Annotated in this window: 22 protein-coding genes and 1 tRNA gene; 9 read left to right on the forward strand and 14 right to left on the reverse strand. The window is 62.5% G+C overall.

Going from position 1 to position 24,323, the window contains the following annotated elements; all coding sequences use genetic code 11:
* Positions 1 to 59: 59 nt before the first annotated feature.
* From flbD to ACSSVQ_RS14825, 8 genes are all read right to left on the reverse strand, one after another.
* Positions 60 to 1,427 carry a sigma-54-dependent transcriptional regulator FlbD gene (gene flbD / locus ACSSVQ_RS14790; RefSeq protein ID WP_454184131.1) on the reverse strand — a complete coding sequence of 456 codons (1,368 nt, stop codon included), beginning with the start codon at positions 1,425 to 1,427 and terminating at the stop codon, positions 60 to 62.
* Positions 1,428 to 1,483: 56 nt separating this feature from the next.
* A complete protein-coding gene (gene fliN / locus ACSSVQ_RS14795; RefSeq protein ID WP_454184132.1) occupies positions 1,484 to 1,840 on the reverse strand; it encodes a flagellar motor switch protein FliN in 357 nt (118 codons plus the stop codon).
* Positions 1,841 to 1,864: 24 nt separating this feature from the next.
* Positions 1,865 to 2,599, reverse strand: coding sequence for a FliH/SctL family protein (locus ACSSVQ_RS14800; protein WP_454184133.1), 735 nt, complete (start codon positions 2,597 to 2,599; stop codon positions 1,865 to 1,867).
* Positions 2,600 to 2,648: 49 nt separating this feature from the next.
* Complete coding sequence (gene fliG, locus ACSSVQ_RS14805) at positions 2,649 to 3,677, reverse strand: flagellar motor switch protein FliG (protein WP_454184134.1); 1,029 nt, start codon at positions 3,675 to 3,677, stop codon at positions 2,649 to 2,651.
* Between the two features lie 12 nt (positions 3,678 to 3,689).
* Entirely contained in the window at positions 3,690 to 5,366 is a 1,677-nt protein-coding gene (gene fliF, locus ACSSVQ_RS14810) for a flagellar basal-body MS-ring/collar protein FliF (protein WP_454184135.1), read from the reverse strand.
* Between the two features lie 295 nt (positions 5,367 to 5,661).
* Positions 5,662 to 5,937 carry a CtrA inhibitor SciP gene (sciP, locus tag ACSSVQ_RS14815; protein WP_293327535.1) on the reverse strand — a complete coding sequence of 92 codons (276 nt, stop codon included), beginning with the start codon at positions 5,935 to 5,937 and terminating at the stop codon, positions 5,662 to 5,664.
* Positions 5,938 to 6,074: 137 nt separating this feature from the next.
* On the reverse strand, positions 6,075 to 6,752 hold the full coding sequence (locus ACSSVQ_RS14820) for a flagellar hook assembly protein FlgD (protein WP_454184136.1): 678 nt from the start codon (positions 6,750 to 6,752) through the stop codon (positions 6,075 to 6,077).
* Positions 6,753 to 6,764: 12 nt separating this feature from the next.
* Positions 6,765 to 8,360 (reverse strand): flagellar hook-length control protein FliK, encoded by a 1,596-nt coding sequence (locus ACSSVQ_RS14825; protein WP_454184137.1) that lies wholly within the window; start codon positions 8,358 to 8,360, stop codon positions 6,765 to 6,767.
* A gap of 265 nt (positions 8,361 to 8,625) precedes the next feature.
* Here ACSSVQ_RS14825 and mnmA point away from each other — a divergent pair, with 265 nt between their 5' ends.
* Both mnmA and ACSSVQ_RS14835 read left to right on the forward strand, forming a co-directional pair.
* On the forward strand, positions 8,626 to 9,855 hold the full coding sequence (gene mnmA, locus ACSSVQ_RS14830) for a tRNA 2-thiouridine(34) synthase MnmA (RefSeq protein ID WP_454184138.1): 1,230 nt from the start codon (positions 8,626 to 8,628) through the stop codon (positions 9,853 to 9,855).
* 101 nt (positions 9,856 to 9,956) lie between these two features.
* Positions 9,957 to 10,592, forward strand: a complete 636-nt coding sequence (locus ACSSVQ_RS14835) for a class I SAM-dependent methyltransferase (RefSeq protein WP_454184139.1) — start codon at positions 9,957 to 9,959, stop codon at positions 10,590 to 10,592.
* Positions 10,593 to 10,600: 8 nt separating this feature from the next.
* On the opposite strand, the gene ACSSVQ_RS14840 is transcribed toward ACSSVQ_RS14835, so the two are convergent.
* Together ACSSVQ_RS14840 and ACSSVQ_RS14845 are read right to left on the reverse strand one after the other, a co-directional pair.
* Positions 10,601 to 11,554: a sterol desaturase family protein gene (locus tag ACSSVQ_RS14840; RefSeq protein WP_454184140.1), complete on the reverse strand. Its 954-nt coding sequence runs from the start codon at positions 11,552 to 11,554 to the stop codon at positions 10,601 to 10,603.
* Positions 11,551 to 12,003, reverse strand: coding sequence for a hypothetical protein (locus ACSSVQ_RS14845; RefSeq protein ID WP_454184141.1), 453 nt, complete (start codon positions 12,001 to 12,003; stop codon positions 11,551 to 11,553). The genes ACSSVQ_RS14840 and ACSSVQ_RS14845 overlap by 4 nt, the downstream gene beginning before the upstream one ends.
* 120 nt (positions 12,004 to 12,123) lie before the next feature.
* Here ACSSVQ_RS14845 and ACSSVQ_RS14850 point away from each other — a divergent pair, with 120 nt between their 5' ends.
* From ACSSVQ_RS14850 to ACSSVQ_RS14860, 3 genes are all read left to right on the forward strand, one after another.
* On the forward strand, positions 12,124 to 13,041 hold the full coding sequence (locus tag ACSSVQ_RS14850) for a LysR family transcriptional regulator (RefSeq protein WP_454184142.1): 918 nt from the start codon (positions 12,124 to 12,126) through the stop codon (positions 13,039 to 13,041).
* Positions 13,042 to 13,165: 124 nt separating this feature from the next.
* The gene (locus ACSSVQ_RS14855) at positions 13,166 to 13,441 is read left to right on the forward strand and encodes a hypothetical protein (RefSeq protein WP_293327556.1); all 276 of its coding nucleotides are present in this window, start codon (positions 13,166 to 13,168) and stop codon (positions 13,439 to 13,441) included.
* Positions 13,442 to 13,676: 235 nt separating this feature from the next.
* Positions 13,677 to 13,753: transfer RNA gene (locus tag ACSSVQ_RS14860), tRNA-Met, on the forward strand.
* Between the two features lie 35 nt (positions 13,754 to 13,788).
* On the opposite strand, the gene ACSSVQ_RS14865 is transcribed toward ACSSVQ_RS14860, so the two are convergent.
* On the reverse strand, positions 13,789 to 14,766 hold the full coding sequence (locus ACSSVQ_RS14865; RefSeq protein ID WP_454184143.1) for an oxidoreductase: 978 nt from the start codon (positions 14,764 to 14,766) through the stop codon (positions 13,789 to 13,791).
* 341 nt (positions 14,767 to 15,107) lie between these two features.
* Here ACSSVQ_RS14865 and ACSSVQ_RS14870 point away from each other — a divergent pair, with 341 nt between their 5' ends.
* Positions 15,108 to 16,520, forward strand: coding sequence for a sensor histidine kinase (locus ACSSVQ_RS14870; RefSeq protein WP_454184144.1), 1,413 nt, complete (start codon positions 15,108 to 15,110; stop codon positions 16,518 to 16,520).
* A 27-nt stretch (positions 16,521 to 16,547) separates the two neighbouring features.
* On the opposite strand, the gene ACSSVQ_RS14875 is transcribed toward ACSSVQ_RS14870, so the two are convergent.
* Both ACSSVQ_RS14875 and ACSSVQ_RS14880 read right to left on the reverse strand, forming a co-directional pair.
* Positions 16,548 to 19,835: an efflux RND transporter permease subunit gene (locus ACSSVQ_RS14875; RefSeq protein WP_454184145.1), complete on the reverse strand. Its 3,288-nt coding sequence runs from the start codon at positions 19,833 to 19,835 to the stop codon at positions 16,548 to 16,550.
* The gene (locus ACSSVQ_RS14880) at positions 19,832 to 20,935 is read right to left on the reverse strand and encodes an efflux RND transporter periplasmic adaptor subunit (protein ID WP_454184146.1); all 1,104 of its coding nucleotides are present in this window, start codon (positions 20,933 to 20,935) and stop codon (positions 19,832 to 19,834) included. The genes ACSSVQ_RS14875 and ACSSVQ_RS14880 overlap by 4 nt, the downstream gene beginning before the upstream one ends.
* Before the next feature lie 171 nt (positions 20,936 to 21,106).
* On the opposite strand from ACSSVQ_RS14880, the gene ACSSVQ_RS14885 reads away from it, so the two are divergent.
* Positions 21,107 to 21,310, forward strand: a complete 204-nt coding sequence (locus ACSSVQ_RS14885) for a YgaP family membrane protein (protein WP_454184147.1) — start codon at positions 21,107 to 21,109, stop codon at positions 21,308 to 21,310.
* Between the two features lie 105 nt (positions 21,311 to 21,415).
* Entirely contained in the window at positions 21,416 to 22,702 is a 1,287-nt protein-coding gene (locus tag ACSSVQ_RS14890; RefSeq protein WP_293327576.1) for an NAD(P)/FAD-dependent oxidoreductase, read from the forward strand.
* 3 nt (positions 22,703 to 22,705) lie between these two features.
* On the opposite strand, the gene ACSSVQ_RS14895 is transcribed toward ACSSVQ_RS14890, so the two are convergent.
* Positions 22,706 to 23,287, reverse strand: a complete 582-nt coding sequence (locus tag ACSSVQ_RS14895) for a TetR/AcrR family transcriptional regulator (RefSeq protein ID WP_454184148.1) — start codon at positions 23,285 to 23,287, stop codon at positions 22,706 to 22,708.
* A 101-nt stretch (positions 23,288 to 23,388) separates the two neighbouring features.
* Between ACSSVQ_RS14895 and ACSSVQ_RS14900 the strand changes: the two genes are divergently transcribed.
* Complete coding sequence (locus ACSSVQ_RS14900; RefSeq protein WP_454184149.1) at positions 23,389 to 24,315, forward strand: sterol desaturase family protein; 927 nt, start codon at positions 23,389 to 23,391, stop codon at positions 24,313 to 24,315.
* The last annotated feature ends 8 nt before the right edge of the window (positions 24,316 to 24,323 follow it).

Below are 24,323 nucleotides of genomic sequence, written 5' to 3' on the forward strand. Positions count from 1 at the left end.
CCGGTCTTTCTTCAGAAAGGGGTTTCGTAAATCAGGACTGGATATCCCGGTCGGCTTTATCAGCCGGCATGGGCACGGAGTTCGCCGGGCTGAGGCACGCGGACGCCTTGCTCGGAATATTCCTTGAGCTTGTTGCGCAGGGTCCGGATGGAAATGCCGAGAATATTGGCGGCATGGGTCCGGTTGCCCAGGCAATGGTCGAGCGTGTCGAGAATGAGGTTCTGTTCCACTTCGGCGACGGTCTTGCCGACGAAGGAACGGGCCGTTGCATCCGCCACAGCGGCGGCGCGCAGGGCGACGTCGGCTTGCGGCGTGGTGTCGATGCGCGAGCCGTCCGGCAGGCGGATGGCGTCGATGCCGATTTCGTCGTCGGTGGCGAGAAGTACGGCGCGATGCATGGTGTTTTCCAGCTCGCGCACATTGCCCGACCAGTGGTGGCGGGTCAGGAAGGTTTCCGCCTCCTCGCTGAAGGGACGTTCGGCGACGCCATTGGCATGGGCGAAATGCGTGATGAAGTGTTTCGACAGCGCCAGAATGTCGGCCGGGCGTTCGCGCAGCGGCGGGATCTGGAGGTTCACGACGTTGAGGCGATAGAAAAGGTCTTCGCGGAAGTTGCCGTTGCGCGCTTCCGCGGCAAGGTCGCGGTTCGAAGTTGCGACGATGCGGATATTCACCTTGACCGGCGTCTTGCCGCCGACGCGATCGATTTCGCGCTCCTGGATTGCGCGCAGGAGCTTGGCCTGCAGGCGGACATCCATTTCCGAGATTTCATCGAGCAGCAGCGTGCCGCCATCGGCTTCCTCGAATTTGCCGATACGGCGGGCCACGGCACCGGTGAAGGCGCCTTTTTCATGACCGAAGAGTTCGGATTCCAGGAGGTTTTCCGGAATGGCCGCGCAATTGACGGAGATGAAGGGTTTGTCCTTGCGGCGGGAATGGGAGTGGATGTAGCGCGCCATCACTTCCTTGCCGGTTCCGCTTTCGCCGGTGATCAGGATGCTGGCATCCGAGCCCGCCACCTGATCGGCAAGCTTCACGACCTGGCCCATGCGCTCATCCTTGTAGATGAGGGCGTGACCGTCATCGGACACGGCGGCGAGAACGGCGGCGATGAGGTCTGCGTCGGGCGGCAAGGGGATGTATTCCTTGGCGCCGGCGCGGATCGCGCTCACCGCGGCGCGCGCATCGTTTTCGATGCCGCAGGCGACGACGGGCACGCAGATATGCTCTTCGGCCAGCCGGGCGATGAGGTTTTCGATGTCGAGCTTGACGTCCACCATGACGAGGTCGGCGCCACGGCCGGCGCGCAGCGTCTCGAGCGCCTGGTCGATCGTATCGGTATGCGTCACCTTGGCGCCCTTCGACATGGCGATCTTGGTCGCTGTCGAGAGCTGGCCGTTCAGGGTTCCTGCAATCAGAAGGCGCATCTTGGTGTACTCCGGCGTTCCAGAATTCTTGTGGTTGCGGTCAAATCGTGTGGCCGTCAGGCGAGGCCGCCCTTGATGATCTCGGTCATGGTGACGCCCAGCCGGTCCTCGACGAGGACGACTTCGCCGCGTGCGACGAGACGGTCGTTCACATAGATGTCGATGGCTTCGCCGACCTTGCGGTCAAGTTCGACCACCGTGCCGCGATCCAGCTTCAGGAGCTTGGAGACCTCGATGTCGGTCTTGCCGAGCACGGCGGAGACATTCACCGGCACGTCGAACACGGCTTCGAGATCGTGCGCCGTGCGGTGCTCCGGCGTATCTTCTTCTTCCTCTGCACCCGGTGCGACGGCCGGCAGCGCGTCGGTCTCGGTGAGGTCGGGGAGGGACATTTCATCATCCTTGTCGGCCATGGTTCTCTCTCCTCAAAAATCTGTTCAGGCGCCCGGGACGTCGCCATGCGGCGCGCTTTGGGCTTCGCCGGTCGACGCTGCGGGCTCGGGCATTTCGAGCGCGTTCGTCTCGGCAGGTTTGGGGGCGATCGTTTCGATGTAGCGGGCGATGGCCGTATCGATACGGGCGAGCATCGCGTCATAATCCCGGGTGACGCCGCCATCGGCCCATTCGACCGTGCAGTCGCCTTCTTCCATGCCGGGCTCGCCCAGCAGAATGATCCGTCCGCTCATGCCGCGTTCCATCGCCATACGGTCGACGGTTTCCTTCATGCGATCCATCATGGACGGCGCGATGCGAAGCAGAATGTGCGGCTCGCGGTTGAGGTGCGACAGGCATTCCTGCAGCACCGCCTCGATCTCCGTTTCGGGGCGCACGCCGATGGAAGCGGACGCGAGGCGCTTTGCCGTCTCGTGGGCGAGCTTCACAGCGTCGGATTTCAGATCGCCCGATATCGCGTCGAGCGAGGACAGGATCGAGGCCGCGTTCTCGGTGAGCTTGCCGAGCGTGGCGGTGATGTTTTCGTCGGCCCTGGCGACGGTGTCCTTTTGTCCCTCGGCAAAACCCTGAGCATAGCCCTCTGCGCGCGCGGCGGCGATGTCCGCCTCGGTATAGGCACGCGGCGCCTCATCCGCAGGGCGGGGTTCGACAGATCGCTTGGCGGAGGCCGGGGCCTCGCCGAACTGTCTGTCGAATGTGAATTTGACCGCCTGTTTCATGGGTTTCGCGTTGCTCTATGTGTTCCGGTGTGTGCCTGCAAAAAACCGATCAGTAGATCAGCTCGTTTTCCTCGCTGTCGGTCGCCAGCATGATTTCGCCCTTGTTGGCGAGATCCTTTGCAATGTTGACCATGGTGGTCTGCGCTTCATCGACATCCTTGAGGCGGACGGGGCCCATCAGGTTCATGTCTTCGCGCAGAATCTTGGCGGCGCGTTCGGACATGTTGGCGAAGAAGAGGTCGCGCAACGTGTCGGACGATCCCTTGAGCGCGATGCCGAGCTTGTTCTTGTCCACGGCGCGAAGGAGCGTCTGGATGCCGCCCGGATCGAGCTTGCCGAGGTCCTCGAAGGTGAACATCAGCGCCTTGATCTTCTCCGCGCTGGGCGCGGCGCGCTCTTCCAGCATGGCCAGGAAGCGGGTTTCGGTCTGGCGGTCGAAATTGTTGAAGATTTCGGCCATCAGCTCATGGGAGTCGCGGCGGTTGGTGCGCGACAGGTTCGACATGAACTCCGAACGCAGCGTCTTTTCGACCTTGTCGAGGATTTCCTTCTGTACCGATTCCATGCGCAACATGCGGGTGACGACTTCGAGAGCGAAATCTTCCGGCAGGCAGGTCAGGACACGCGCGGCATGCTCGGTGCGGATTTTCGAGAGGACGACGGCGACGGTCTGCGGATATTCGTTCTTCAGATAGCTGGCGAGCACGGTCTCGTGCACATTGCCGAGCTTTTCCCACATGGTGCGGCCTGCCGGGCCGCGGATTTCGTCCATGACGTTGGTGACGCGTTCTTCGGGCAGGAATTTCAACAGCAGGCGTTCGGTCGATTCATACGAGCCCACCAGCGCGCCCGTGCCGGAAATCTTGGAGGCGAATTCGACCAGCAGCTTCTCGACGTGATTGGCCTGAATGGTGCCCAGCGTGGACATGGTGGTGGAGAGTTCGCGAATTTCGTCGTCGTCGAACATCTCCCACAGGGAGGCTGCGTCTTCCGCGCCCAGGGCGAGCATGAAGATCGCGGCCTTCTGGGCGCCGGTCAGCTGCTTTTCTTCCTTGATCTTTGCGACGGTCGTGGCCATTCAGCCTACTCCTCAAGCGGGTTCGTGCAGCCAGGTGCGCAGGATCGAGAGCGATTCATCCGGGTGGTTGTTCACCAGTTCGCCGATCTTGCGCACGGAGGATTGCTTGACCTTGCCCGCGACCTGGGCAATGTCGATCATCATGTCTTCGGTAAGGTGTTCGTTGCCCTCGAACGAAACGTTCTCGCCTTCGCCGGACGGGCCGGCAATGGCGGCCACCGGCGTTTCCGTGCCGTCGGCAAGCGCGAGCTGCGCGTCGGCCGAAGAGGGGGCGATCTTCACAAATCCCAGGCGCGCAATCAGCGGACGAAGCACGAAGAACATGGCGACCAGGGCCAGCAATGCGATCATTGCCATTTCGCCGATGCGCATCAGGTCGGCCTTGCTCAGCCCCCACATGCCGCCTTCCGGCGCCGGCGTGGCGACCGAAGCGGCCTCGATCGTTTTCGGTGCGGCGAATTGCAGGTTCACGACTTCGACCTTGTCGCCGCGCTTCTCGTCGAAGCCGATGGCGGATTTCACCAGCGTGGCAATCTTGGCCAGCTCTTCCGGGGAGCGCGGCTGATAGGTCTTTGTGCCGTCGGCGGCGGTCGTATAGGTGCCGTCGACCAGAACGGCGACGGAAACACGCTCAACGCGACCGGGTTCTTTCGTCTCGGTGCGCTGCGTCCGCGAAATCTCGTAATTGACGGTTTCTTCGGTGCGGTTCGCGGCGTCTCGCGAGGTGGCGCCGTCGCCGGCGCCCGCCTGGTTGGCGTTCGGCAGGTTGTTGCCGACGGTGACGCCATCATTCTGTTTGCCGTTCTGGCTGGAAGAGGTGTCCTCCACCGTCTGGGTGGAGCGAACGACCTGGCCGTCGGGATCGTAGAGGTCGGAGGTCTTGACCACGCGCGTCATGTCCATCTGCGCGGTGACTTCCACGCGTGCGCCACCGGCACCGACGACACGGCCGACGATGTTTTCGACGTGGCCGCGCAAGCGGCGTTCATAGGCGATGCGGCGTTCTTCCGCCGTCGCGGTGATCATGGCCTGCCCGTCGTCGCCCATGCCGGTCGCGAGCAAAGTGCCGCGCTCATCGACGATGGAGACATGGCCGGGCGTCAGTCCTTCCACGGCGGAGGAAACGAGATACTGGATCGACTTCACCTGCTGGCCGGAGAGGGCGCGCGTGGCGAGTTTCAAAACGATGGAGGCGGTCGGGTCGCGCTTGTCGCGGGAAAAGAGTTCGCGTTCCGGCAGTACGAGGTGAACGCGTGCGCTGGAAATACCGTCGATCGAGGCGATGGTGCGCGCCAGCTCGCCTTCGAGCGCGCGCAAATGGTTGATGTTCTGAATGAAGCTGGTCGTGCCGAGCGCGTCGGCGTTGTCGAAGATTTCGTATCCGACCGTGCCGCCCGCGGGCAGGCCTTTTTCGGCCAGTTGCATGCGCAGGCGGAGGACCTGGCTTTCCGGCACGTAGATTTTCGTGCCGTCGCCCTTCAGCGTGTAGTCGACCTTCATCTGGTCGAGGGCTTCGACCATCTTGGAGGCGTCGCTGACATTGACGTCGGAAAAAAGAAGAGCTTTGGGCTCACCGGAATAGTTGGCGGCAATGACGGCAAAGAAGCCGAACAGAACTGCACCGACCACACCGAGGACGGCAAGACGCACCGGTCCAAGAGACTTCACGAGATTCTGGAGATTGCTCAAAACCCACCCCATTTGTCAGCATCCGGAAATCTTCCGCAATTCTCGGGAAGCCCTCCTTCGCCAGACACAAGACGGACTGCAATTCCTTTGCGCCCTTCAGTCCGCACCCCCGAGTTGCCCAACTCGTTGCCCAGGCGCGGTCTGCCTTTGTCAGTAGGCAATTTTTACCGGGCACCCTCTAAACAGATGTTTAACGCACACGGCAAAATTTGCCGGGCCGGGGAAAGCGCACAAAAAAGCGCCGGCGGATGATCGCCGGCGCTTCTTGGCAGCACGTACGCTGTGCGGGAAAAGTCTACTGCCTGTATTGCTGGACGCGGGTTGCGCGCAGACCTGCCAGACCATGGCGCTCGATGGAGCGCTGCCAGCTCAGAAATTCCTCCACCGTCAGCGTGTAGCGCCGGCAGGCTTCGTCCAGACTGATGAGGCCGCCACGCACTGCGGCTACCACTTCGGCCTTGCGTCGAATGACCCAGCGCTTCGTGTCCGGGGGCGGCAGATCGGCGATCGTGAGCGGGCTCCCGTCGGGGCCGATCACGTAATTCACCTTGGTTGCGTGCTGTTCACTCATGTCACCCGGATCTCCATGCTCGAAACGTGAACACAGATTAGCGCCGCGGCTTTAAAAAACGCCTAAGCTCGAGAGTAAAAAATCCTCAAAATCAAGGGGTTAGTTGTTCCAAGGCGGGACATGACGAGAGTGAATTCTTAACTTCCGGCCGCTTTTGGCTCGGCGATGCCGGTGATTTCGGAATATCGGATCTGGGCGCCGTTGATCGTCAGCAGCGGATCGGTGGTGCTCATGTCGATCGCGGTAACGATCCCCTTGGTCTTTGTATCGGCGGCCACGGCGTTGCCGTCGGCGTCATTGGCCGTCACTTTCAGGAAATAGGAGCCGTCCGGATAGCTGGAGCCGTCGCTGCCGATGCCGTCCCAGGCGAATTCGTTGGAGCCCTCCTTGCCCTCCATCTCCTCGCTGTAGACGGTGGCGCCTTGCCCGTTCACCACGGAGACCGTGGTGCTCGGCGCGTCGGCGGCGAGGTCGAAGCTCCAGTCCGCCTGGCCGTTCTTGAGCAGGGAAGCCGTACCGGACCCCTCCACCTGCTTGCCGAGCAGCGATACGGCGGTATTCGCATTGGCGATCGAGTTCGTGGTGATGAGCGTTTCCAGGTTCCTGTTGGTCTGGATCTGCTGCTCCACGCTCGACATCTGCACCAGTTGCTGGGTGAACTGGTTGCTGTCCATCGGGTTGGTGGGATCCTGGTTCTGCATCTGGGTGATCAGCATCTTCAGAAAGGCGTCGAAATTCGCATTGAGCGCCGTGGAGGCGGAACTCGACTGCGAATTGGTCGAGGACTGAAGCGAGCTGATGGTTGCGATATCCATGGGAACGGATCCTTAGATGCGGATGTCTACGCCGCCATTGGCAGCGATGTTGACGTTGTAGACGGGCGCCGGGGCGAGATCTTCGGTGCCGTCGGTGGCTCCGGCGCCGCCTGCGGTTCCGCTATTGCCATTGCCGGCAAAGGCACCCCCGCCGTCGGGGTTCTGGTCGCGCAGGGAGAAGCTCAGGGAGCTGTTGTCGGTATCGAGACCGGCATTCTGCAATGCTTGCTGGAGCGCGCGCTGGTCGCGCTGCAGAAGGTCGAGCGTGTCCTGCTTGTCGGCCATCATGTGCGCCGAAACATGGCCGTCCTTGTGGACTTCCATTTTCACGTCGATCCGGCCCATTTCAGGCGGATCGAGGCGGATTTCGAAGCGATCCACACCTTTGTTGAGGTTGCGCGCCATCTGGATGGCAAGCGCGGAGGCGGGAAGCTGGGTCGGTTGCGTCTGGCCGGGCAGGGTGCCGATGCGAACGGTGGGCGAGGCGCCGTTGCCGCGCCCACCCGATGCGGGCACGCCGGTCAGAAGGTCGTTATTCGCCGAATTGCCGTTGGAAGAGGTTCCCTGGGCCTGCTGCGGCGCGGCGGCGGCGGGCTCGGCCCTGGGTGAGGCCGCCGTCTTGGCGTGTTCATGACCGGCCTGTCCGGGCGCGGCATTGGCCGTCGGCTGGGTCTTGGCGGCGTCGCTCTTGGCCTCTGCGAGTTTCTGGGCCGCTTCGTGTCCGAGGCCTTTCTTGCCCTTCTCCGAAATCGCCAGATCGTCCTTGCCGTCGCCCGTCGCGGCCTTGCCGCTTGCCTGCGTTTCGGCATTGGCGAGGGCCTGAGCCGTGACCTTGTCGGCTGCTTTATCGGCAGGCTTGCCTTCCGCCGTCTTGCCGTCGGTCGATGCTTCGGCGGTCTTGTCCCCGGTGGCGTCCCCCTTTTGTGGCGTCGCGTCGGCGGCCCCGGCCTTGCCGGCGGCCTGCAAGGCGGCTTTCTTTTCTTCCGGGGTAAGCGGGGCCGCGGCCTTGCCGTCTGCGGCAACTGCCGTGTCCGCAGTGTCGCCCTTGGGTGTCGCTGTCTTTTCAAGCGGGGCCTGAGGATCGACGGCGGCGGCCTGCGCAGCGGGATCGTGCTGTTTTTCGTCCTTGTCGTCGGCCTTCTGGTCGTCATCGCCGGATTTGGCGTCGGATTTGTCGGCAGATGCCGTCTTATCGCCGTCACCGTCGGCTTTCGTCGCGTCGGCGGTATCGGTTTCGGCGTCGGTGACACCGCCCTCGGCGGGTGCGGACGCATCCTGCGCATCGGCCTCAGTGTCGCCGGAGCGGGCGGATTTGTCGGTGCTGTCGCTGTTCTGCTTGCGGCGTGTCTGGTCAGCGCGGTTTTCCTCGGCTTCATCCCGGCGGGCCTGCGCGGTGTCGCGCTCCCTGCGATGGCTGGGCGCCTTGGTATGCGCTTCGTCGGCGCGCGCGCGGTCCTTCGCAGCGCGGGCCAGATGTTCGGCGAACATATCCGCGCCCGTCGACGGCGTAGCCGCCACGCGCAGGGCCTCAGGGCGCAGGGAAAGCGCTTCGCCTGTCGTGCCGCTGCGTTTCACGGAGGAATTCGCAGAGGAAGATGAATAATCCATGGCCTGCCGGTCCCGTCATATTGCCGAGTATGGAGCGGAGACGGCATGAGAGCCCTCCGCGCCGGTTAGGTAGCAAGCCCCGGGCCAGCGCGATTTGTCGTTGCAGTGCAGAAAATATCTTGTATTTACAAGGGCTTCGGCATCGGTGCGTCGTCCGGCCTGTTGACGGAAGGGGCCGCTGCACCGATATTTCTGCCGGGTGGCGGCAGTTTTTGCCGCCTTTTGATTTGGATGCCCGCGCGTTTTGCGCGAGCCGGATTGTGCAATGCGCGCGAGTTTCGACGAAAAGACGGGATTGAACAGCCTCGATCTCCCCGGGCGACCGGAGGAGACGCGGGTCGTCGTCGCCATGTCGGGCGGGGTGGACAGTTCTGTCACGGCCGCGCTGCTTGCCGAGCAGGGCTATGACGTGGTGGGCATCACCATGCAGCTCTACGATCACGGCATGGCGGTACAGAAGAAGGGCGCCTGCTGCGCGGGGCAGGATATTCACGATGCCCGCCGTGTCGCCGAGCAGATCGGTATTCCGCATTACGTGCTCGATTACGAAGACCGTTTCCGCGAAGCGGTGATCGAGGATTTCGCCGATTCCTATGCGGCAGGCGAAACGCCGATCCCCTGCATTCGCTGCAATGAGCGGGTGAAGTTCCGCGATCTGCTGGAAACGGCGCGCGATCTGGGCGCGGCGGCGCTGGCTACCGGTCATTATATTGCGACGAAGCCGGGCGCGAACGGGCATCGCGAGCTGCACCGCCCGCGCGACGACGATCGCGACCAGAGCTATTTCCTCTTCACGACCACGCAGGACCAGCTCGACTATCTGCGTTTTCCGCTGGGCGACCTGACCAAGCCGGAAGCGCGGGCGATTGCCGAGCGCATGGGGCTGCATGTGGCGGCAAAGCCCGACAGCCAGGACATCTGCTTCGTACCGACGGGGCGCTATACCACCATCGTCGACCGGCTGCGCCCCAATGCGGCGATGGCCGGCGAGATCGTCCATCTGGACGGGCGCGTGCTGGGCCGCCATGAAGGGATTACGCGGTTTACCATCGGTCAGCGCCGGGGCCTCGGTATCGGTGCGGCGGAGCCGAACACCGAGCCGCTTTTCGTCGTCGGGCTCGATCCCGCCCGCAAGCAGGTTATTGTCGGGCCGCGCGAGGCCTTGCTGACGCGACGGCTGACCTTGCGAGAGGTGAACTGGCTTGGGGATGTTCCGCTGGCCGGGGTGCCGGCGGGGGGCCTCAATGTGCTCGCCAAGGTGCGCTCCACGCGGCCGCCCGTGCCGGCACGCCTCTTCGTCGAATCAGGCGCGGTGGAAGTCGAGCTCGCAAATGGCGAGGAGGGGGTGTCGCCCGGTCAGGCCTGCGTCTTCTATGGCATGGAAGATGAAGGAAGCCGGGTATTGGGGGGCGGATGGATCGCGAAAGCGTTCAATCCGGTGCTCGAAACCTTGCGGGTTGCGGAAAACATGGCGCAAGACGCCGCCGCAAGGTAGATTGCCATTGAGGCAATAGTGTCATATTGGCTCAATTCCGCCGTAATCGGTTCTTAAATGAAGAGCGCCGAACGACCGGCAGGTATCAAGGAGAGAGTAAAGTGAACGGAGCCGCCCGCATCGACGAGCAATCGGTCATCAAAGCCTATGCGCGGTGGGCGCCTGTTTATGATTTCTCTTTCGCGCATATCGCGGCCGCCGGCCGGAAATCGGCCATCGACATCATCAATCGCCGCGAGGGCACGCTGCTGGAAGTCGGCGTGGGGACGGGGGTGGCGCTGCCGCGCTATGCACCGCATCTGCGCGTGACCGGCATCGACCTGTCGCCCGACATGCTCAAAAAGGCGCATGAGCGGGTGAAGGACAAGGGCCTTGCCAATGTGCTCGGCCTTTACGAGATGGATGCAAGCGACCTCCGGTTCGAGGACGGATCCTATGAAACCGTCGTCGCCATGTATGTGATGACGGTCGTTCCCGACCCTGTGAAGGTGATGAAAGAGCTTGAGCGCGTCTGCGCGCCGGGCGGCGAGGTCGTCATCGTCAACCACTTCGCGCAGGATCACGGCGTGCGCGGGCGTGTAGAACGCTGGATGGCGCCGGCGGCGCGGGCGCTGGGCTGGCATCCCGATTTCCGGATCGAGACGATCGACAGCATCACCGATCTGGAACTGGTGGAGACGCGGGCCATCAACCCGATGAAGCTCTTCACCATGCTCCGCTTCCGCAAGCCGGAATAAGAGGCGGATCAGTCCGCCGCGCGGACGGCTATCTTCTCGTTCTGTTTCTTTCGCTCTTCATCGCGGCGTTTCAGTTCGTCCGATGTCATGCGGCTGCCGTCATGCGACCAGCCGGGCGGCGCGAAGAAATAGGCGAGACGCTGGCGTATGGTGAGCCCGCGCTGCGCAACGTCTTTCAGAATGCCCACATATTCATGCGTGGCGACGCGCAAGGGGTTGAACGTGCCGAGGTTCTTTACCAGGCCGTATTCGGCCGGTTCGGCGTCGTCCTCGGGGATGAAGCTGCCGAACAGCCTGTCCCAGACAATCAGTGTGCCCGCATAATTCGCATCGAGATATTTCGCATTGCGCGCATGGTGCACGCGGTGATGCGACGGCGTGTTGAACACCGCTTCGAACCAGCGCGGGAAGCGGCCCACCGCTTCAGTGTGGATCCAGAACTGATAGACGAGGTTCAGCGCGCCCACAAAGGCCAGCGCGGCAGGGTGGAAGCCGATCAGCGCGAGGGGCGTTTGCAGCAGGAACATGCCGCTGATGCCGCTGAGCCAGGGCTGGCGCAGCGCGGTGGAGAGATTGTAGTGCTGGCTGGAATGGTGGATCACATGGTCGGCCCAGAACCAGCGGATGCGGTGGCTGAAGCGATGCCCCCAGTAGAAGCGCATATCGTCCAGCAGAAAGAGCAGGAAGAGGCTGAGCGGCGTTGTCTGGATGGTGGTGAGGCGCATGTCATAGGCGCCGAGAAGACAGAGATAGCCGAGCCCGCCCAGCAACACGCCGCCCAGCACACTGCCCGTGCCCATGATGAGGCTTGTCAGTGTGTCGCGAGTCTCATAGTCGCCCTTCAGGCGCCGCCGATGCACCAGAGTGAGTTCGATCAGTACAAAGAGAATAAAGAGAGGCGTTGCCACCTGTTTGGGGTCCGGCAGCGTTGCCGGGTCGAGAAGCGGACCGAAGAAACTCATGCCGTCGCCTTCCGTTCGATAGGGCCGCGTTCAGGCGGCCGGGCCGCATTTTCCATGGCCTCGATCCAGCGTTCGCGCTCGTTTTCATCGGCGAGCGCGATGGTGAGGCGGGGCATCGTGTAGTCGGCCAGGATCAGGCGCAGCCGGTTTGCCGAAAGGCGTTTCACCGCTTTTACGCTTCCGGCGGGCAGGTCGCGCGCCATCCATTTGCTGCCCATCGCATAAAGAAGTCCCGCATCGCCGTTTTCAAGCATGACGAGGGCCGCGTGCCGGTCGCCGGCAAGTCGTGCCTGGCGTGCCTCCAGATCGGGGCAGGCGGCTTGGAAGAGGCGCAGGGCGTCCTCCGTATCGCTCAGCGTTTGGCGGGCGGAGCGGCCGAGCCAATGCGCATAGGCGGCGATGACCGCGCAGGCCGCGAGACCGACGGCAATAAAGACAGGGAGCGGCATGGGCGTTCCATTTTTCCGTTTGCGTTTCTTGAGAGTGATAATATTTCAGTAAAATGACATAATAAGTGAATTATGCGACCCAATTGGTGAGCGGGCCGCTCGCTGGAAGGTTCGGCTTTCATGGATATGCGCCAGATCCGCCATTTCGACGCGCTTTACAGGCTGCGCTCCTTCCGGCTCGCCGCGGACGAGCAGGGCCTCACCCATTCGGCGCTGACCAAGAGCCTGCAAAGGCTGGAGGCCGATACGGGGCTGAGCCTTTTCGACCGGACGACGCGGCAGGTAGTCCCCACCTCGGCGGGGGAGCGGCTGGCTGCGCGGGCCCGCGAGTTGCTGCGCGGCATGGGGGATTTCGAGGCGGAAGCCCGTGCCCTCAAGGGCGGTGTGGAAGGGAACCTCAGGATCGGCGCTTCGCCCCAACCGGCGGAATCGCTTGTCATTGATGCGCTGACCCGGTTCACGCCGGCCAATCCCACCGTGCGCGTGGCGATGGAAAGCGCGCTTCAGCCGGATCTGATCGGGGCGCTGATGGCGCGCGAGATCGATTTCGCCGTGCTGGGCTGGATCGCTTTTGAGCCGGTGCATTTCGAGGAGGATGTGCTGATCGAGCAGCTCGGCGCGGAACCTTCCGTCATCGTGGCGCGGGGGGGGCATCCGCTGGTGCAGGCGGGGGCGCCTTCCGAGGCCTATCTCGACTATCCTTGGGCGGCGGCGCATTTCGCCGAAGAGGACTACCGGCACTTTCCGGGCGATTTTGCGGTGGAGATGAAGCGCCGGGGGATACCGCAGCTGCGGCTTGAAAGCGTCTCGGCCTGTCTGGAGCTTTCGCGACGGACGGACATTCTGACCGGGGTCGCGCGCTCCATCGGCGAGCGGGCGGTGGAGCGGGGCGGGGTGACACTGGTGGAGTATCCCTTCGAGGTCGAGACCCGCTACGCGATCCTGCGCCGCCGGGACCGGAGCCTTCTGCCTGCGGCGGGCCGCCTGCGCGCGGAAATCGTGGAGATCGCGCGCGAAAGAGGCTGGCGCGGCCGGTAGCTCTCCCCTCGCGGCATGGCGCTTGCTCCTGTTTCTCCAACAGGCAGCTTTCTCCGCGAAAGCGGTCTTGGGTGTCTCATAATAAAACACATGGCGGATTTGCCATTGTTGCGGAGTTGAACAGATGAAACAGCTTTTCCTGAAACTGGCCATGCCGGCGTTCCGTTGGTTCAGCGGGCTGGCCCGTCTCGATCGCTGGCTGGCGGCCGGCACGTTCGGTACGGCAGTGACCGGCGGCCTTGCGCTGATGCTTTATGCATTCGTCCTGGCGACCCCCGCGGCGGCCTGCGAGAGCGGCGGTGGCGGCGGCGGCTGGTGGGGCGGCTGGTGGGGCGGCGACAGCGGCTGGAACTGGAGCTCCAACTGGAATTCGAACAGCAATTACAACGCGAATAGCTGAACCATTCGGGCGATGGGTGGCGGCAGGCGGTCCGGAAGGAATTCCGGGCCGCTTTCGCTTGTCCAGCGCCCGGATTTGAGGGCGAAAGACCGGCATTTCGCCGCGTGTGCCTGTCTTGCTTGACAGGGCCAGCCGACGCCCCTTATATCCCGGAACTCTCGCGCAACCGGGGGCCTCAAGGTCTCCCGAAAGCGCCGGATCAGGCCCTCCCCGGGCCACGCCTTACGGCGCATGGGGCGGAGTAGCTCAGCTGGTTAGAGCAGCGGAATCATAATCCGCGTGTCGGGGGTTCGAGTCCCTCCTCCGCTACCAACTCAAACCCACTATGTGACAACGTTCCGGCCGGATCAGGCCGTCTCCAGCAGCGCCTCGCTGATTTCCCAGAGGCGTTCGGCCGCGTCGTCGCTGCACGCATGGGCATCGACGCCGCGGAATCTTGCAAAGGGGCTTTCGGGGTCGGTGGGTTCCGCGATGTCGCAATCCTCGCAATAGACGCCGGGCTTGCCGTCGAGCAGCGGTGACGTCGCCGCCCAGGCTGTGGTCGCGCAGCCTTGTTCGGGCGTCTTGAAGCCCTGCTTTGCCAGTTCCGACAATTCGCCGTTTTCGTCCAGCCAGCCGAGCGCGATCATCTCTTCCTTTTCGAGATGGCGCTGGAGTGGCGTGAAGATGCCGCCGGGATGTACCGAGAAGGCGAGGCCGCCGCTATCGCGCAGGCGGCGTGACAGCGCATTGGCAAAGAGCGCATTCGCGGTCTTGGCCTGCCCGTAGGCCACCCATTTGTCATAGGGCGCCTTCTCGAACTGGATGTCGTCCCAAAGAATGTCGGATCGCTTGTGCCCGGTGGAGGAGAGCGCCACGACGCGCAATCCCGGTGTGGCCGTGAGCAGCGGCCACAGCGCCCTGGCGAGCGCGAAATGTCCCATATGGTTCACGCCGAACTGTGCCTCCCAGCCCGGGCCGACGCGGGTTTCGGGGCAGGCCATGATGCCGGCATTGTTGATGAGAAAATCGAGCCGGGATGTGGCGTCGTTCACTTGCTTTGCAAAGCGGCGCACGGAGGCGATGTCGCCAAGATCCATCTCATGAGTGACGATGTCGCCCGCGATCCCGGCAAGGCTTTCCCGGGCTTTCTCCGGCGAGCGGACGGGCACGATGATCTTCGCGCCTTTCTTCGCCATGGCGCGCACCAGTTCCAGCCCGATACCGCTGTATCCGCCGGTGATGATGGCGGTCTTGCCCGTCAGCTCGGCACTGTCCAGCACCTCGTCGACCGTTGTCTTGCCGTCGAAGCCCGAACGGACCGGTTGTTGATCGCCTGTGCTCATGTCGTCCTCCCTGCTGCGGGCCGCTGCCTGCTGCCCGGCCGGGCGTGGCATTGGCGCGTTTCTTTGGGCCCGCGTGTCTGAACCATACGCCGACCTCGGGGGCGTGTAACCGGCACGACATCGGTCTTTATCGTTTCTGAACGAATTTACGGAATGATAACACCGGCTTGGCGGCGGCATATATTTGCGATGGTCGAGGTCGGAGCAGTTCTTCGTAACCTTAAATTTACCGCATCGGCCCGCTTGCCCGGATTCGTTAAAATTCGAATGATCCTGGTTATCCCGGCTTAAAGGGAGCCTCCTCATACTCCGGCATGGCCAGAGTGAAACGGGGCAGCTCTATGACAACTGACGAGGACGCCATTCTACGGCGTTATCTCCTAAGCTGGATCGAGTTCCAGGACCGTTTGTTCCTGCTGCGTTTCCCGTATTATCCGCTCCTTATCGGCTATGTCGGATGGGATGCCTGGGGCAATTTATCGGCCGCGCTTGCGTCGGGGCTGGTGCCGGCCATCATCGAACTCGCGGCGCGGGAATGGCGCAAGACGATCAAGCGCGAGATCGAGACGATCGACCTCGAAGTGCACCTGCGCGAACTCGCAATCTATGTTGGCGTCATCTACCTGATGCTTCTGCTGCCGCTGATCGCGGCGCTTTTTGCCCCCGGTTTCAAGCAGACATTTCTGGTGGCATGTCTTGCCGCCACGCAGATCGCGACCATGTGCGCCGATCCGCCTTTGCAGCCCAAGCACGCCATTCTGGCCGCGTCGATCGCGCTGGTCGGTTTCGTGATCCCGCCTTTTGCCGCGCAGTATCATTGGGCGGGCATCGATTTCGTTTTCTTCGGCCTTCTTGTCGCCGGCGTGGTCTCGCTTTCCGTGTCGCAGATGAACATTCGCCACGATCTGTTCAGCAACATCATCGAAAACGAGAGACATGTCCGTGAGAAACAGCTTCTGGTGCATGAACTGTCGAAGGCAAAGGTGGAAGCGGAACGCGAGCGCGATCGCGCGGAGGAAGCCAACCGCGTCAAATCCTCCTTCCTTGCCATGATGAGCCATGAAATCCGGACGCCGATGAACGCGGTGGTCGGATTTTCAGACCTGTTGGCCAACGGGAGCGAGGATGAAAAGACGCGCGAATATGGCGGGTATATTCGCAGCGCCTCGCATAATCTGCTCTCGATCCTGGACGATGTGCTCGATTTTTCGAAGATGGAAGCCGACCGTATCGAGCTGGAGCGCGAGCGGCTGCGGCTCGACGATTTCATGGAGAGCATGAGCTTCTGGGCGCGCCGTGCCGGCGACAAGCAGGTCGAATTCGACAGCCATTACGAAACGCTGGACGGGCTCATCGTTCTCGGGGACGAGGGCCGGCTGCGCCAGATCCTTTCCAATCTCATTTCCAATGCCGTGAAATTCACGCCGGAAGGCGGCCGCGTGTCGTTGAACGCTTTCATCGTGTCCTCCGACAGCAAGAAAGTGAAAGTACGGTTCGAGGTGGCGGATACAGGGATCGGGTTTTCGGACGATGTCGCCCGCAAGCTTTTCCGGCCCTTCGTTCAGGCCAACAGCGCGGTGTCGAAAAATTTCGGCGGCACGGGACTTGGTCTCGCCATCTGCTCCAAGCTCGTCTCGCTGATGGATGGCGAAATCGGCGCCACGGGGCGCGAGGGCGAGGGGGCTCTCTTCTGGTTCGAGCTGCCGTTCGAGCGCGCTGAATGCGGCGGCGCGCACGCGGTGGACGCTGCCTGAGGGTTATCCCTCAGGCAGCTGTTCCGTTCATTCTTCCATTTTGCCGAAGCCCTTGCCGTCATCGCGCAGCCAGACATAGATGGCCGGGATGACGAGGATCGTCAGCGCGGTGGATGAGGCGAGGCCGAAGACCATCGAAATCGCCAGTCCCTGGAAGATCGGATCCGTCATGATGAAGGCGGCGCCGATCATGGCCGCGCCCGCGGTAAGCACGATGGGCTTGAAGCGGATCGCACCTGCTTCCAGCAGGGCTTCGCGCAGCACCGAGCCCGCCGCCTGTCGATGGCGGATGAAATCCACCAGCAGGATCGAGTTTCGCACGATGATGCCTGCCAGTGCGATGAAGCCGATCATCGAGGTTGCGGTGAAAGCCGCATGGAAGAGCCAGTGGCCAAGCACGATGCCTATCAGCGTCAAAGGCACAGGCACGAGGATGACGAGCGGCAGCTTGAACGAGCCGAACTGGCCGACCACCAGCAGATAGATGCCGAGGATCGCCACCGCGAAGGCCGCGCCCATATCGCGGAAGGTGATGTAGGTCACTTCCCATTCGCCGTCCCAGAGCAGGGTGGTGGTGGATTCATCCAGCGGCTGCCCATGGAACGAGATGACGGGCGGGCCGTCCTTGCCCCAGTCCATCGCGTCGATCCGGTCCTCCACGGCGAACATGCCGTAGATGGGCGCTTCATATTCGCCGGCGACTTCCGCCATCACCATTTCGGCAAAGCGACCATTGTGGCGGAACAGCGGATAGGAGCCGCGCTCGGTCTTCAGGGTCACGACGTCGCCCAGCTCGACATTCTTGCCGGTGCGTGTGGTGCCGCCCGCGGGCAGCGGCGTGGAGAGGATGCGCTCTCCCATGAACTGTGCCGCTTTCGGCAATTGCAGCACGATCTCGTAAGGCTTGGCGCCATGGCCGCGCTGCGAGAAACCGATCTGCGTGCCGCCGACGATGGTGGCGATGGTGTCGTAGACCGCCTGCTGCTCGACGCCGTAAAACTCCAGCTTCTCCTGATCGATGATGAAGCGCAGGCGCGGACCGGGTTCATGGAAGGTCGTGTCGATGTCGCGCACGAAGGGCACTTCCCGGAAAGCGTTCAGGACCTTTCGGGCGGCATCGCGGCGCGCCTGCTCGGTGGGCCCATAGACCTCGGCCAGCAGCGTTGCCAGAACGGGCGGTCCGGGCGGCACTTCCACCACGCGGATATAGGTGCCCTTGGGGTGAGGGAGACTTGCCAGCCGCTGACGCACATCGAGTGCGATCTCATGGCTTTCGCGCGAGCGCTCGCCCTTGGGCAGCAGATTGACCTGCAAATCGCCCTGTTCGGGTCTGTTGCGCATGTAGTAGTGGCGCACCAGCCCGTTGAAGTTGAAGGGCGCTGCCGTGCCCGCATAGGCCTGAATGGAGGTGAGTTCCGGCAGGTCCTTCAGCTTGTCGGCGGCGGCATGAAGGAAACGGTCCGTTTCTTCCAGCGTGGAGCCTTCGGGCAGATCGACGACCACCTGCAGTTCCGACTTGTTGTCGAAGGGCAGTAGTTTCACCGTCACGCTTTTCGTGACGAAGAGAACGCAGACGGCGGCGGTCAGCGCCGCGACAATGATCACGAAGCGTTTGGCCGTTTTCCGCTCGCGCAGCAATGGGCGTGAAATGCGCAGATAAAGTTTTTCCAACCTGCCGAGGTCGTGATGCGCTTCGACGTCAGCTGCCTCAGGCGCTTCATGCACATGTTCAAAGCGCTTGCCCGCGATCTTCAGCAAGAGCCATGGTGTGATGATCACCGCCACGAAGAAGGAGAAGATCATCGCCATGGAGGCGTTGGCCGGGATGGGGCTCATATAGGGGCCCATCATGCCGCTGACGAACATCATGGGCAGGAGTGCTGCGATGATGGTGAGCGTTGCGATGATGGTCGGATTGCCGACTTCGGCCACGGCTTCGATGGCCGACTGCACCAGCGTCTTCTGGCCCCGCATCTTCCAGTGGCGGATGATGTTTTCCACCACCACGATGGCGTCGTCCACGAGGATGCCGATGGAAAAGATGAGCGCGAAAAGGCTCACGCGGTTGATGGTGTAGCCCATCATCCATGATGCGAAGAGCGTGAGCAGGATGGTGGTCGGAATGATGACGAAGACCACCGCGCCCTCGCGCCAGCCGATCGCCAGCGTGATGAGGATCACGATGGAGACAGTGGCAAGCGCGAGGTGGAAGAGAAGTTCGTTGGCCTTTTCCGTCGCCGTCTCGCCATAGTCGCGGGTGACATGCACTTCCACATCGCCGGGGATAAGGCGCGTTTGCAGCACGTCCAGCCGCTGCAACAGGTCATGCGCGACGGTCACGGCGTTGGCGCCCTTGCGTTTGGCAAAGGCGATGGTAACGGCAGGGCGGCTGGTCAGCTCCGTTTTGTCGTTTCCCGTCTCGCTGCTTTCCGTCTTGCCATCCTCTTGGGGCTTGGCCACCGTCAATTGCCAGGCGCGGTGATCGCTTTGGCTCGATCCCACTACGATATCGGCGACATCCTTCACGTAGACGGGGCGTCCGTCGCGCGAAGTGAGCAGGAGATTGCCGATATCGGGCACACCCTGCAGGCTCTCGCCCGCGGTCACCTGTGTGGTGATGTCGAGCTGGGTAAAGGCGCCCGCATTCATGGTGCGGTTGGCGTTCTGCACCTTGTCCACGAGCTGGTTGAGCGTGATCCCGTAAAGCGAAAGCCGTTCGGGGTCGGGCTCGATGCGGATCTGGTTGGGGCTGCCGCCGACGATGTAGGTGAGGCCGACATTATCGACCTTCATCAGCTCGTGCTGCAGCTCGCGGGCGATCTGGTGCAGGCCGTTGTCGGTCCAGCGGTTCGCCGCGTCCGGTTTCGGCGTCAGGGTCAGCGTCACGATGGCGACGTCATTGATGCCGCGTCCGACGATGAAAGGCTCGGGAATGCCCTTGGGAAGCCTGTCGATATTGGCGCGGATCTTTTCATGCACACGCAGCAGCGCCGTATCCTGATCGGTACCGACGAGGAAACGCGCTGTCACCAGCACATTGTCGTCCTGGGTGGTGGAGTAGGTGTGCTCCACCCCGTTGATCCCCTTGACGATGTCTTCCAGCGGTTTGGTGATGAGTTCCACCGCGTCGCGGGCGCGATAGCCGTTGGTGGAGACCATGATGTCGATCATCGGCACGCTGATCTGCGGCTCCTCCTCGCGCGGCAGCGAGATGAGCGCAACGCTGCCCACCACCAGCGAGGCGATGAGCAGGAGTGGCGTCAGCGGCGACTGAATGAAAGTGCGTGTCAGCGTCCCGGAGATACCAAGCTTCATGAGCGCTCACCCGTCTCGTCATTAGCGGCGGAGAGCTGCGGCATCGTCACCTTGTCCCCGGCCTTCAGCCCGGCAAGGATTTCGATTTCCTTTTCGCCCGTTGCGCCGGTGGGGGCGGTGCCCGCGGGCTCGCCGACCTGCACCACGACTTCCGTACCGTCGGCCAGCGTGACATAGCTGACGCCGAAGCGGCGATAGACGAAACGCTCGGGCAGGATGAGCGCCTGACGCTTGCCGGTGGCGACCCAGACGCGGGTGCGTTCGCCGACGAAATAGTCACCAAGGTCTTTGACCGAGACGTCTGCGATCACGCGGCCATCCCGGATTTCAGGATAGACGAGCGTTACCTGGCCCTCCCGCACCTCTTTGCCCGGATCTGGGTCCATGCCGCGCGTGCCGACAAGGATGGTGTCGCCCGCTTTCAGGAAGCGCGCATGACGCTCGGGGAGTTGCAGGCGGAGAATGTAGTCGTCGACGGCGAGTGTGGCGACGGTTTCGCCAGCCATCACGACGCTGCCGCCTTGCAGCGGCACGGTCAGGATGCGGCCATCGCCGGGGGCAAGCACGGCGCCTTCCTCGCTTTGCTGATTCACGACTTCACGGTCGGAGCGGGCGGCCTCCAGATTGCGTTCGGCAACCCGCAGCGCGGTCCGTGCGTTGTCGAGATAGGCCTGCGCCACCGTGCCGGACTTGCGCAGCTTCGCGGCGCGCTGATAGTCGAGCTGCGCCTTGGTGAGTTCCGCCTTGCGTGCCTCCACGCGCTGCTCCAGCCCCTGCATCTGAAGGGCGAGCTTCTCATCCGTGACCAGAGCGATTTCATCGCCGGCCTTGACGAGGTCGCCTTCGCGCACGCTCAGGGATGCGATGGTGCCGGCGATCCGGGTCCGCGCCACCAGGTCGTGCTTGGGTTCCACCGTCGCGACGACCGCCTTGCGGTCGTCCAGCGTCACCTGGCGCACAATAGCCGTGTCCGCCGCGGCCGTATCCGATGCCGCATCCGCCGCGTTGGCGGGCAGGGCGGCTGCCGAGACGAGGGCAAGTGCGAACGCGGTCAGCATCAGGCCGAGGCGGGCGGGCCTGCGATGAGGGCGATTGGTCATGCGGTTTTCTCCCTGTCGAATATCAGTTGACCAATATATAAGTAATAACTAAATTACAAGAGCCAGCCGCGAGTTCGGCGACGCGAAAGGCGACATTATCGACGTAGCTTAATGTCGCGTGGTTAGCGCTGGCATAGATCAAAAACAGCCGCTCAAACGGAGGGTTTGGATATGTCGCTCGATCGTGCCGTGATGGCCTTTGCCGGATTTATGGTTCTGCTCAGCCTCGCGTTGGCTCAATTCCACAGCGAATACTGGCTGCTTCTGACCGTCTTTGTCGGCCTCAATCTCATTCAAGCCTCTTTCACGGGGTTCTGTCCCGCCGCGCTTGTGCTGAAGCGGCTTGGGGTGCGTCCGGGCGTTGCCTTCTCCTGACGTCCGGCGAGGCGGCGGTGTCTCCCCCCTCGGACGCCGCCGCCTTTCTTATTCGTTCGATGAATTAACGAGCGGCGCTCAGCCGCCATTGCGGAGGAAATTTTCATGAGCCGGATCGTGGTACTCGGCGGCGGCATTGGCGGTATCGCCATGGCCTATGAGTTACGCAGCGTTGTCGGTCGCAAGGCCGATATTACAGTCGTTTCCAATACCGAATGGTTCCATTTCGTGCCGTCCAATCCGTGGGTGTCGGTGGGCTGGCGCGAGGCGAAGGACATCAAGGTCCATCTGCCGGAAACGCTCGGCAAATATGGCATCAAGTTCAATGCCGCCGGCGCGACCAGGGTCGTCGCGTCTGAAAACAAGCTCGTCCTCGGCGACGGCAGCGACCTTGAGTATGACTATCTGGTGATCGCGACCGGTCCCGACCTTGCTTTCGACGAGATCGAAGGGCTCGGCCCCCAGGGGCATTCTTCGTCCATCTGCCATGTCGACCATGCGGAAGAGATGAACGAGAAATGGGACGCCTTTTGCGAGGATCCCGGCCCGATGGTGGTGGGTTCGGTGCAGGGCGCATCCTGTTTCGGTCCGGCCTATGAATTCGCGCTGATCGCCAATGCGGATCTGCGCAAGCGGAAGATCCGCGACAAGGTACCGCTGACTTTCGTCACCTCCGAGCCCTATATCGGGCATCTCGGCCTTGGCGGCGTCGGCGATACGAAATCGCAGCTGGAATCCCTGATGCGCGACCGCGACATCAAATGGATCACCAATGCGAAGGTGGAGCGCGTCACGCCGGAGGCCGTGGAAGTCGTCGAGGTCAATGACGACGGCACGGAGAAGAAGCGTCACACGCTGCCGAGCAAGCTCAACATGTTCATCCCGGGCTTCCGCGGCGTGAATTGCATGATGGACGAGACGGGCAAGGGCATCGAAGGCCTGTGCAATCCGCGCGGTTTCGTGCTGGTGGACGAGTATCAGCGCAATCCGACCTTCAAGAACGTCTATGCGGTGGGCGTTTGCGTCGCCATTCCGCCGGTCGAGCAGACGCCGGTACCGGTGGGTGTGCCCAAGACGGGCTACATGATCGAGTCCATGGTGGCCGCCGTCGGGCGTAACATCCAGCACCAGATCGAAGGTCGCGAGCCGACCGACCGGCCGACGCTCAATGCCGTCTGCCTGGCGGACTTCGGCGATAGTGGCGTGGCTTTCGTGGCGTTGCCGCAAATCCCGCCGCGCAACGTCAACTGGTCGGGCGAGGGCTATTGGGTGCATCTCGCCAAGGTCGGTTTCGAGAAATATTTCCTGCACAAGGTGCGGTCGGGCTCCGGCGAGCCGGGCTATGAGCGCGTCGTGCTGAAGGCGCTGGGTATCGAACGGCTGAAGAGCTGACGCTCAGTTTCGCTGGCTGAGGCGCGCGACACAGGCGGCGAGCGTGTCGCGGGCGCGCGCCCGGTTGGCCGGCGTGAAATTGACGGCGGCCTGAAGGCCGAGTCCGTCCGCGATGCCGGAAAGGATGTCGGCTTCGTGGGCAGCGTCCGTCCCGGGCGCCAGTGCTTCGATCAGCGGAACGAGCGATTTGCGCCAGAGTTGATGACTTCGGTCGTTTTCGGCCGCAAGCTCCGGATTGCTCGCCGCCGCGCTCCAGAAGGCGATCCAGACCTTCCATTCCCTGAGACGCTTTGCGTCGAGCGGCAGCGTTTCTTCCAGATGGAGCAGCAGTTTTTCGGCGGGGGGCAGGTTGCTCTTTGCCGCCTCTGCCATGCGTTCCCCGGCGGCATCGTAGACGGCTCTCAATGCCGCCAGCACCAGCTCTTCCCGGTTCTCGAAATAATGAGTGATGCGGCCCGTGGTGCAGCCCGCCGCCGCTGCCACCTTGCGCATGGTGAGCGCTTCCAGCCCCTCATCGACGATGACCTGCCAGCTCGCTTCCACGAGTTCCCGGCGGCGCAGATCGTGATCTATCCGTTTCGGCATGGCGGCAGGTTAGGGCTTCCTCCCCTTACGCACAACAAATGTTTTGCAAAAATTGTTTACGTAACATATGTTTTGCGAAACAAGGGATATAGAGGATCGTCATGCTGGAATTTCTGCAAGGACTGCTGGCAATCAGGGATGTGGACCAGCTCGGTTTTCTGCTGGCTTTTTTGGGCGCGGAGCTGCTTTTGACGCTGATAATGGGGCGGCCCTACTACAATGCCAGGGACAGTCTCTGCTCTGTGACGATGGGGCTGGCCTATGCAGCCAGCATCGCGCTGTCGGCGGGGATCATGCTGGCTATGTTGTTCTGGGTGCAGCAATTCGCCTTCGTCCAGATGGACTGGACGTCGAGCGCCGGGCTTATTCTGGCAGCTTATGTGATCGTCGATTTTCTGTTTTACGCCTATCACCGCGTCATTCATGAGGTGCGGCTGGGTTGGGCGGCGCATGTAAACCATCACTCCAGCCAGCATTTCAATGGCGGCACGGCACTCAGGAGTTCCTTCGTTGAAGCCTGGATAGAACCGTTCTTTCTGATCCCGGCGGTGCTCATCGGCATTCACCCGGTGATGGCGGTGGCGCTCGTCTCGCTCAACCATCTCTACCAGTACTGGATCCACACCCGTTTCATCGGCAAGCTCGGCCCGTTCGAATGGGTGTTCAACACGCCGTCGCATCATCGCGTGCATCATGCGAGCAACGTCCAGTATTGCGATCGGAACTACGCGGGCACCCTCATCATCTGGGACAGGCTGTTCGGCACGTTCGAACGGGAAGAGGAGGAGCCGGTCTTCGGTATCCGTCATCAGCTCAACACCTGGAATCCGATCAAGGCGACGTTCCACGAGTGGATCGCGATCGGCCGAGATCTTCTGCGCGCGCGGTCTCTGAGAGAGGTCGGCGGTTATCTGTTCCAGCCGCCGGGCTGGTCGCCCGAGGGAGATGGGGAGACGACCCGGGTCATGCAGGCGCGCTATCGGGAGGAGCAGGCCATGGCCGCACCGCGCCAAGCGGCGGCCGATTAGGCAAAGTG

The organism is Parvibaculum sp. MBR-TMA-1.3b-4.2 (assembly GCF_053628815.1).

Excerpts from the sequence above, each read along its gene's own strand:
- ACSSVQ_RS14820 (WP_454184136.1), bottom strand. The coding sequence starts at position 6,752 with ATGGATATCGCAACCATCAGCTCGCTTCAGTCCTCGACCAATTCGCAG.
- ACSSVQ_RS14865 (WP_454184143.1), bottom strand. The coding sequence starts at position 14,766 with ATGAGCACAGGCGATCAACAACCGGTCCGTTCGGGCTTCGACGGCAAG.
- ACSSVQ_RS14840 (WP_454184140.1), bottom strand. The coding sequence starts at position 11,554 with ATGAGTTTCTTCGGTCCGCTTCTCGACCCGGCAACGCTGCCGGACCCC.
- ACSSVQ_RS14900 (WP_454184149.1), top strand. The coding sequence starts at position 23,389 with ATGCTGGAATTTCTGCAAGGACTGCTGGCAATCAGGGATGTGGACCAG.
- mnmA (WP_454184138.1), top strand. The coding sequence starts at position 8,626 with ATGCGCGCGAGTTTCGACGAAAAGACGGGATTGAACAGCCTCGATCTC.
- ACSSVQ_RS14855 (WP_293327556.1), top strand. The coding sequence starts at position 13,166 with ATGAAACAGCTTTTCCTGAAACTGGCCATGCCGGCGTTCCGTTGGTTC.
- flbD (WP_454184131.1), bottom strand. The coding sequence starts at position 1,427 with ATGCGCCTTCTGATTGCAGGAACCCTGAACGGCCAGCTCTCGACAGCG.
- ACSSVQ_RS14875 (WP_454184145.1), bottom strand. The coding sequence starts at position 19,835 with ATGAAGCTTGGTATCTCCGGGACGCTGACACGCACTTTCATTCAGTCG.
- ACSSVQ_RS14880 (WP_454184146.1), bottom strand. The coding sequence starts at position 20,935 with ATGACCAATCGCCCTCATCGCAGGCCCGCCCGCCTCGGCCTGATGCTG.
- fliG (WP_454184134.1), bottom strand. The coding sequence starts at position 3,677 with ATGGCCACGACCGTCGCAAAGATCAAGGAAGAAAAGCAGCTGACCGGC.
- ACSSVQ_RS14850 (WP_454184142.1), top strand. The coding sequence starts at position 12,124 with ATGGATATGCGCCAGATCCGCCATTTCGACGCGCTTTACAGGCTGCGC.
- sciP (WP_293327535.1), bottom strand. The coding sequence starts at position 5,937 with ATGAGTGAACAGCACGCAACCAAGGTGAATTACGTGATCGGCCCCGAC.
- ACSSVQ_RS14885 (WP_454184147.1), top strand. The coding sequence starts at position 21,107 with ATGTCGCTCGATCGTGCCGTGATGGCCTTTGCCGGATTTATGGTTCTG.
- ACSSVQ_RS14870 (WP_454184144.1), top strand. The coding sequence starts at position 15,108 with ATGACAACTGACGAGGACGCCATTCTACGGCGTTATCTCCTAAGCTGG.
- fliN (WP_454184132.1), bottom strand. The coding sequence starts at position 1,840 with ATGGCCGACAAGGATGATGAAATGTCCCTCCCCGACCTCACCGAGACC.
- ACSSVQ_RS14800 (WP_454184133.1), bottom strand. The coding sequence starts at position 2,599 with ATGAAACAGGCGGTCAAATTCACATTCGACAGACAGTTCGGCGAGGCC.
- ACSSVQ_RS14845 (WP_454184141.1), bottom strand. The coding sequence starts at position 12,003 with ATGCCGCTCCCTGTCTTTATTGCCGTCGGTCTCGCGGCCTGCGCGGTC.
- ACSSVQ_RS14890 (WP_293327576.1), top strand. The coding sequence starts at position 21,416 with ATGAGCCGGATCGTGGTACTCGGCGGCGGCATTGGCGGTATCGCCATG.
- ACSSVQ_RS14825 (WP_454184137.1), bottom strand. The coding sequence starts at position 8,360 with ATGGATTATTCATCTTCCTCTGCGAATTCCTCCGTGAAACGCAGCGGC.
- ACSSVQ_RS14895 (WP_454184148.1), bottom strand. The coding sequence starts at position 23,287 with ATGCCGAAACGGATAGATCACGATCTGCGCCGCCGGGAACTCGTGGAA.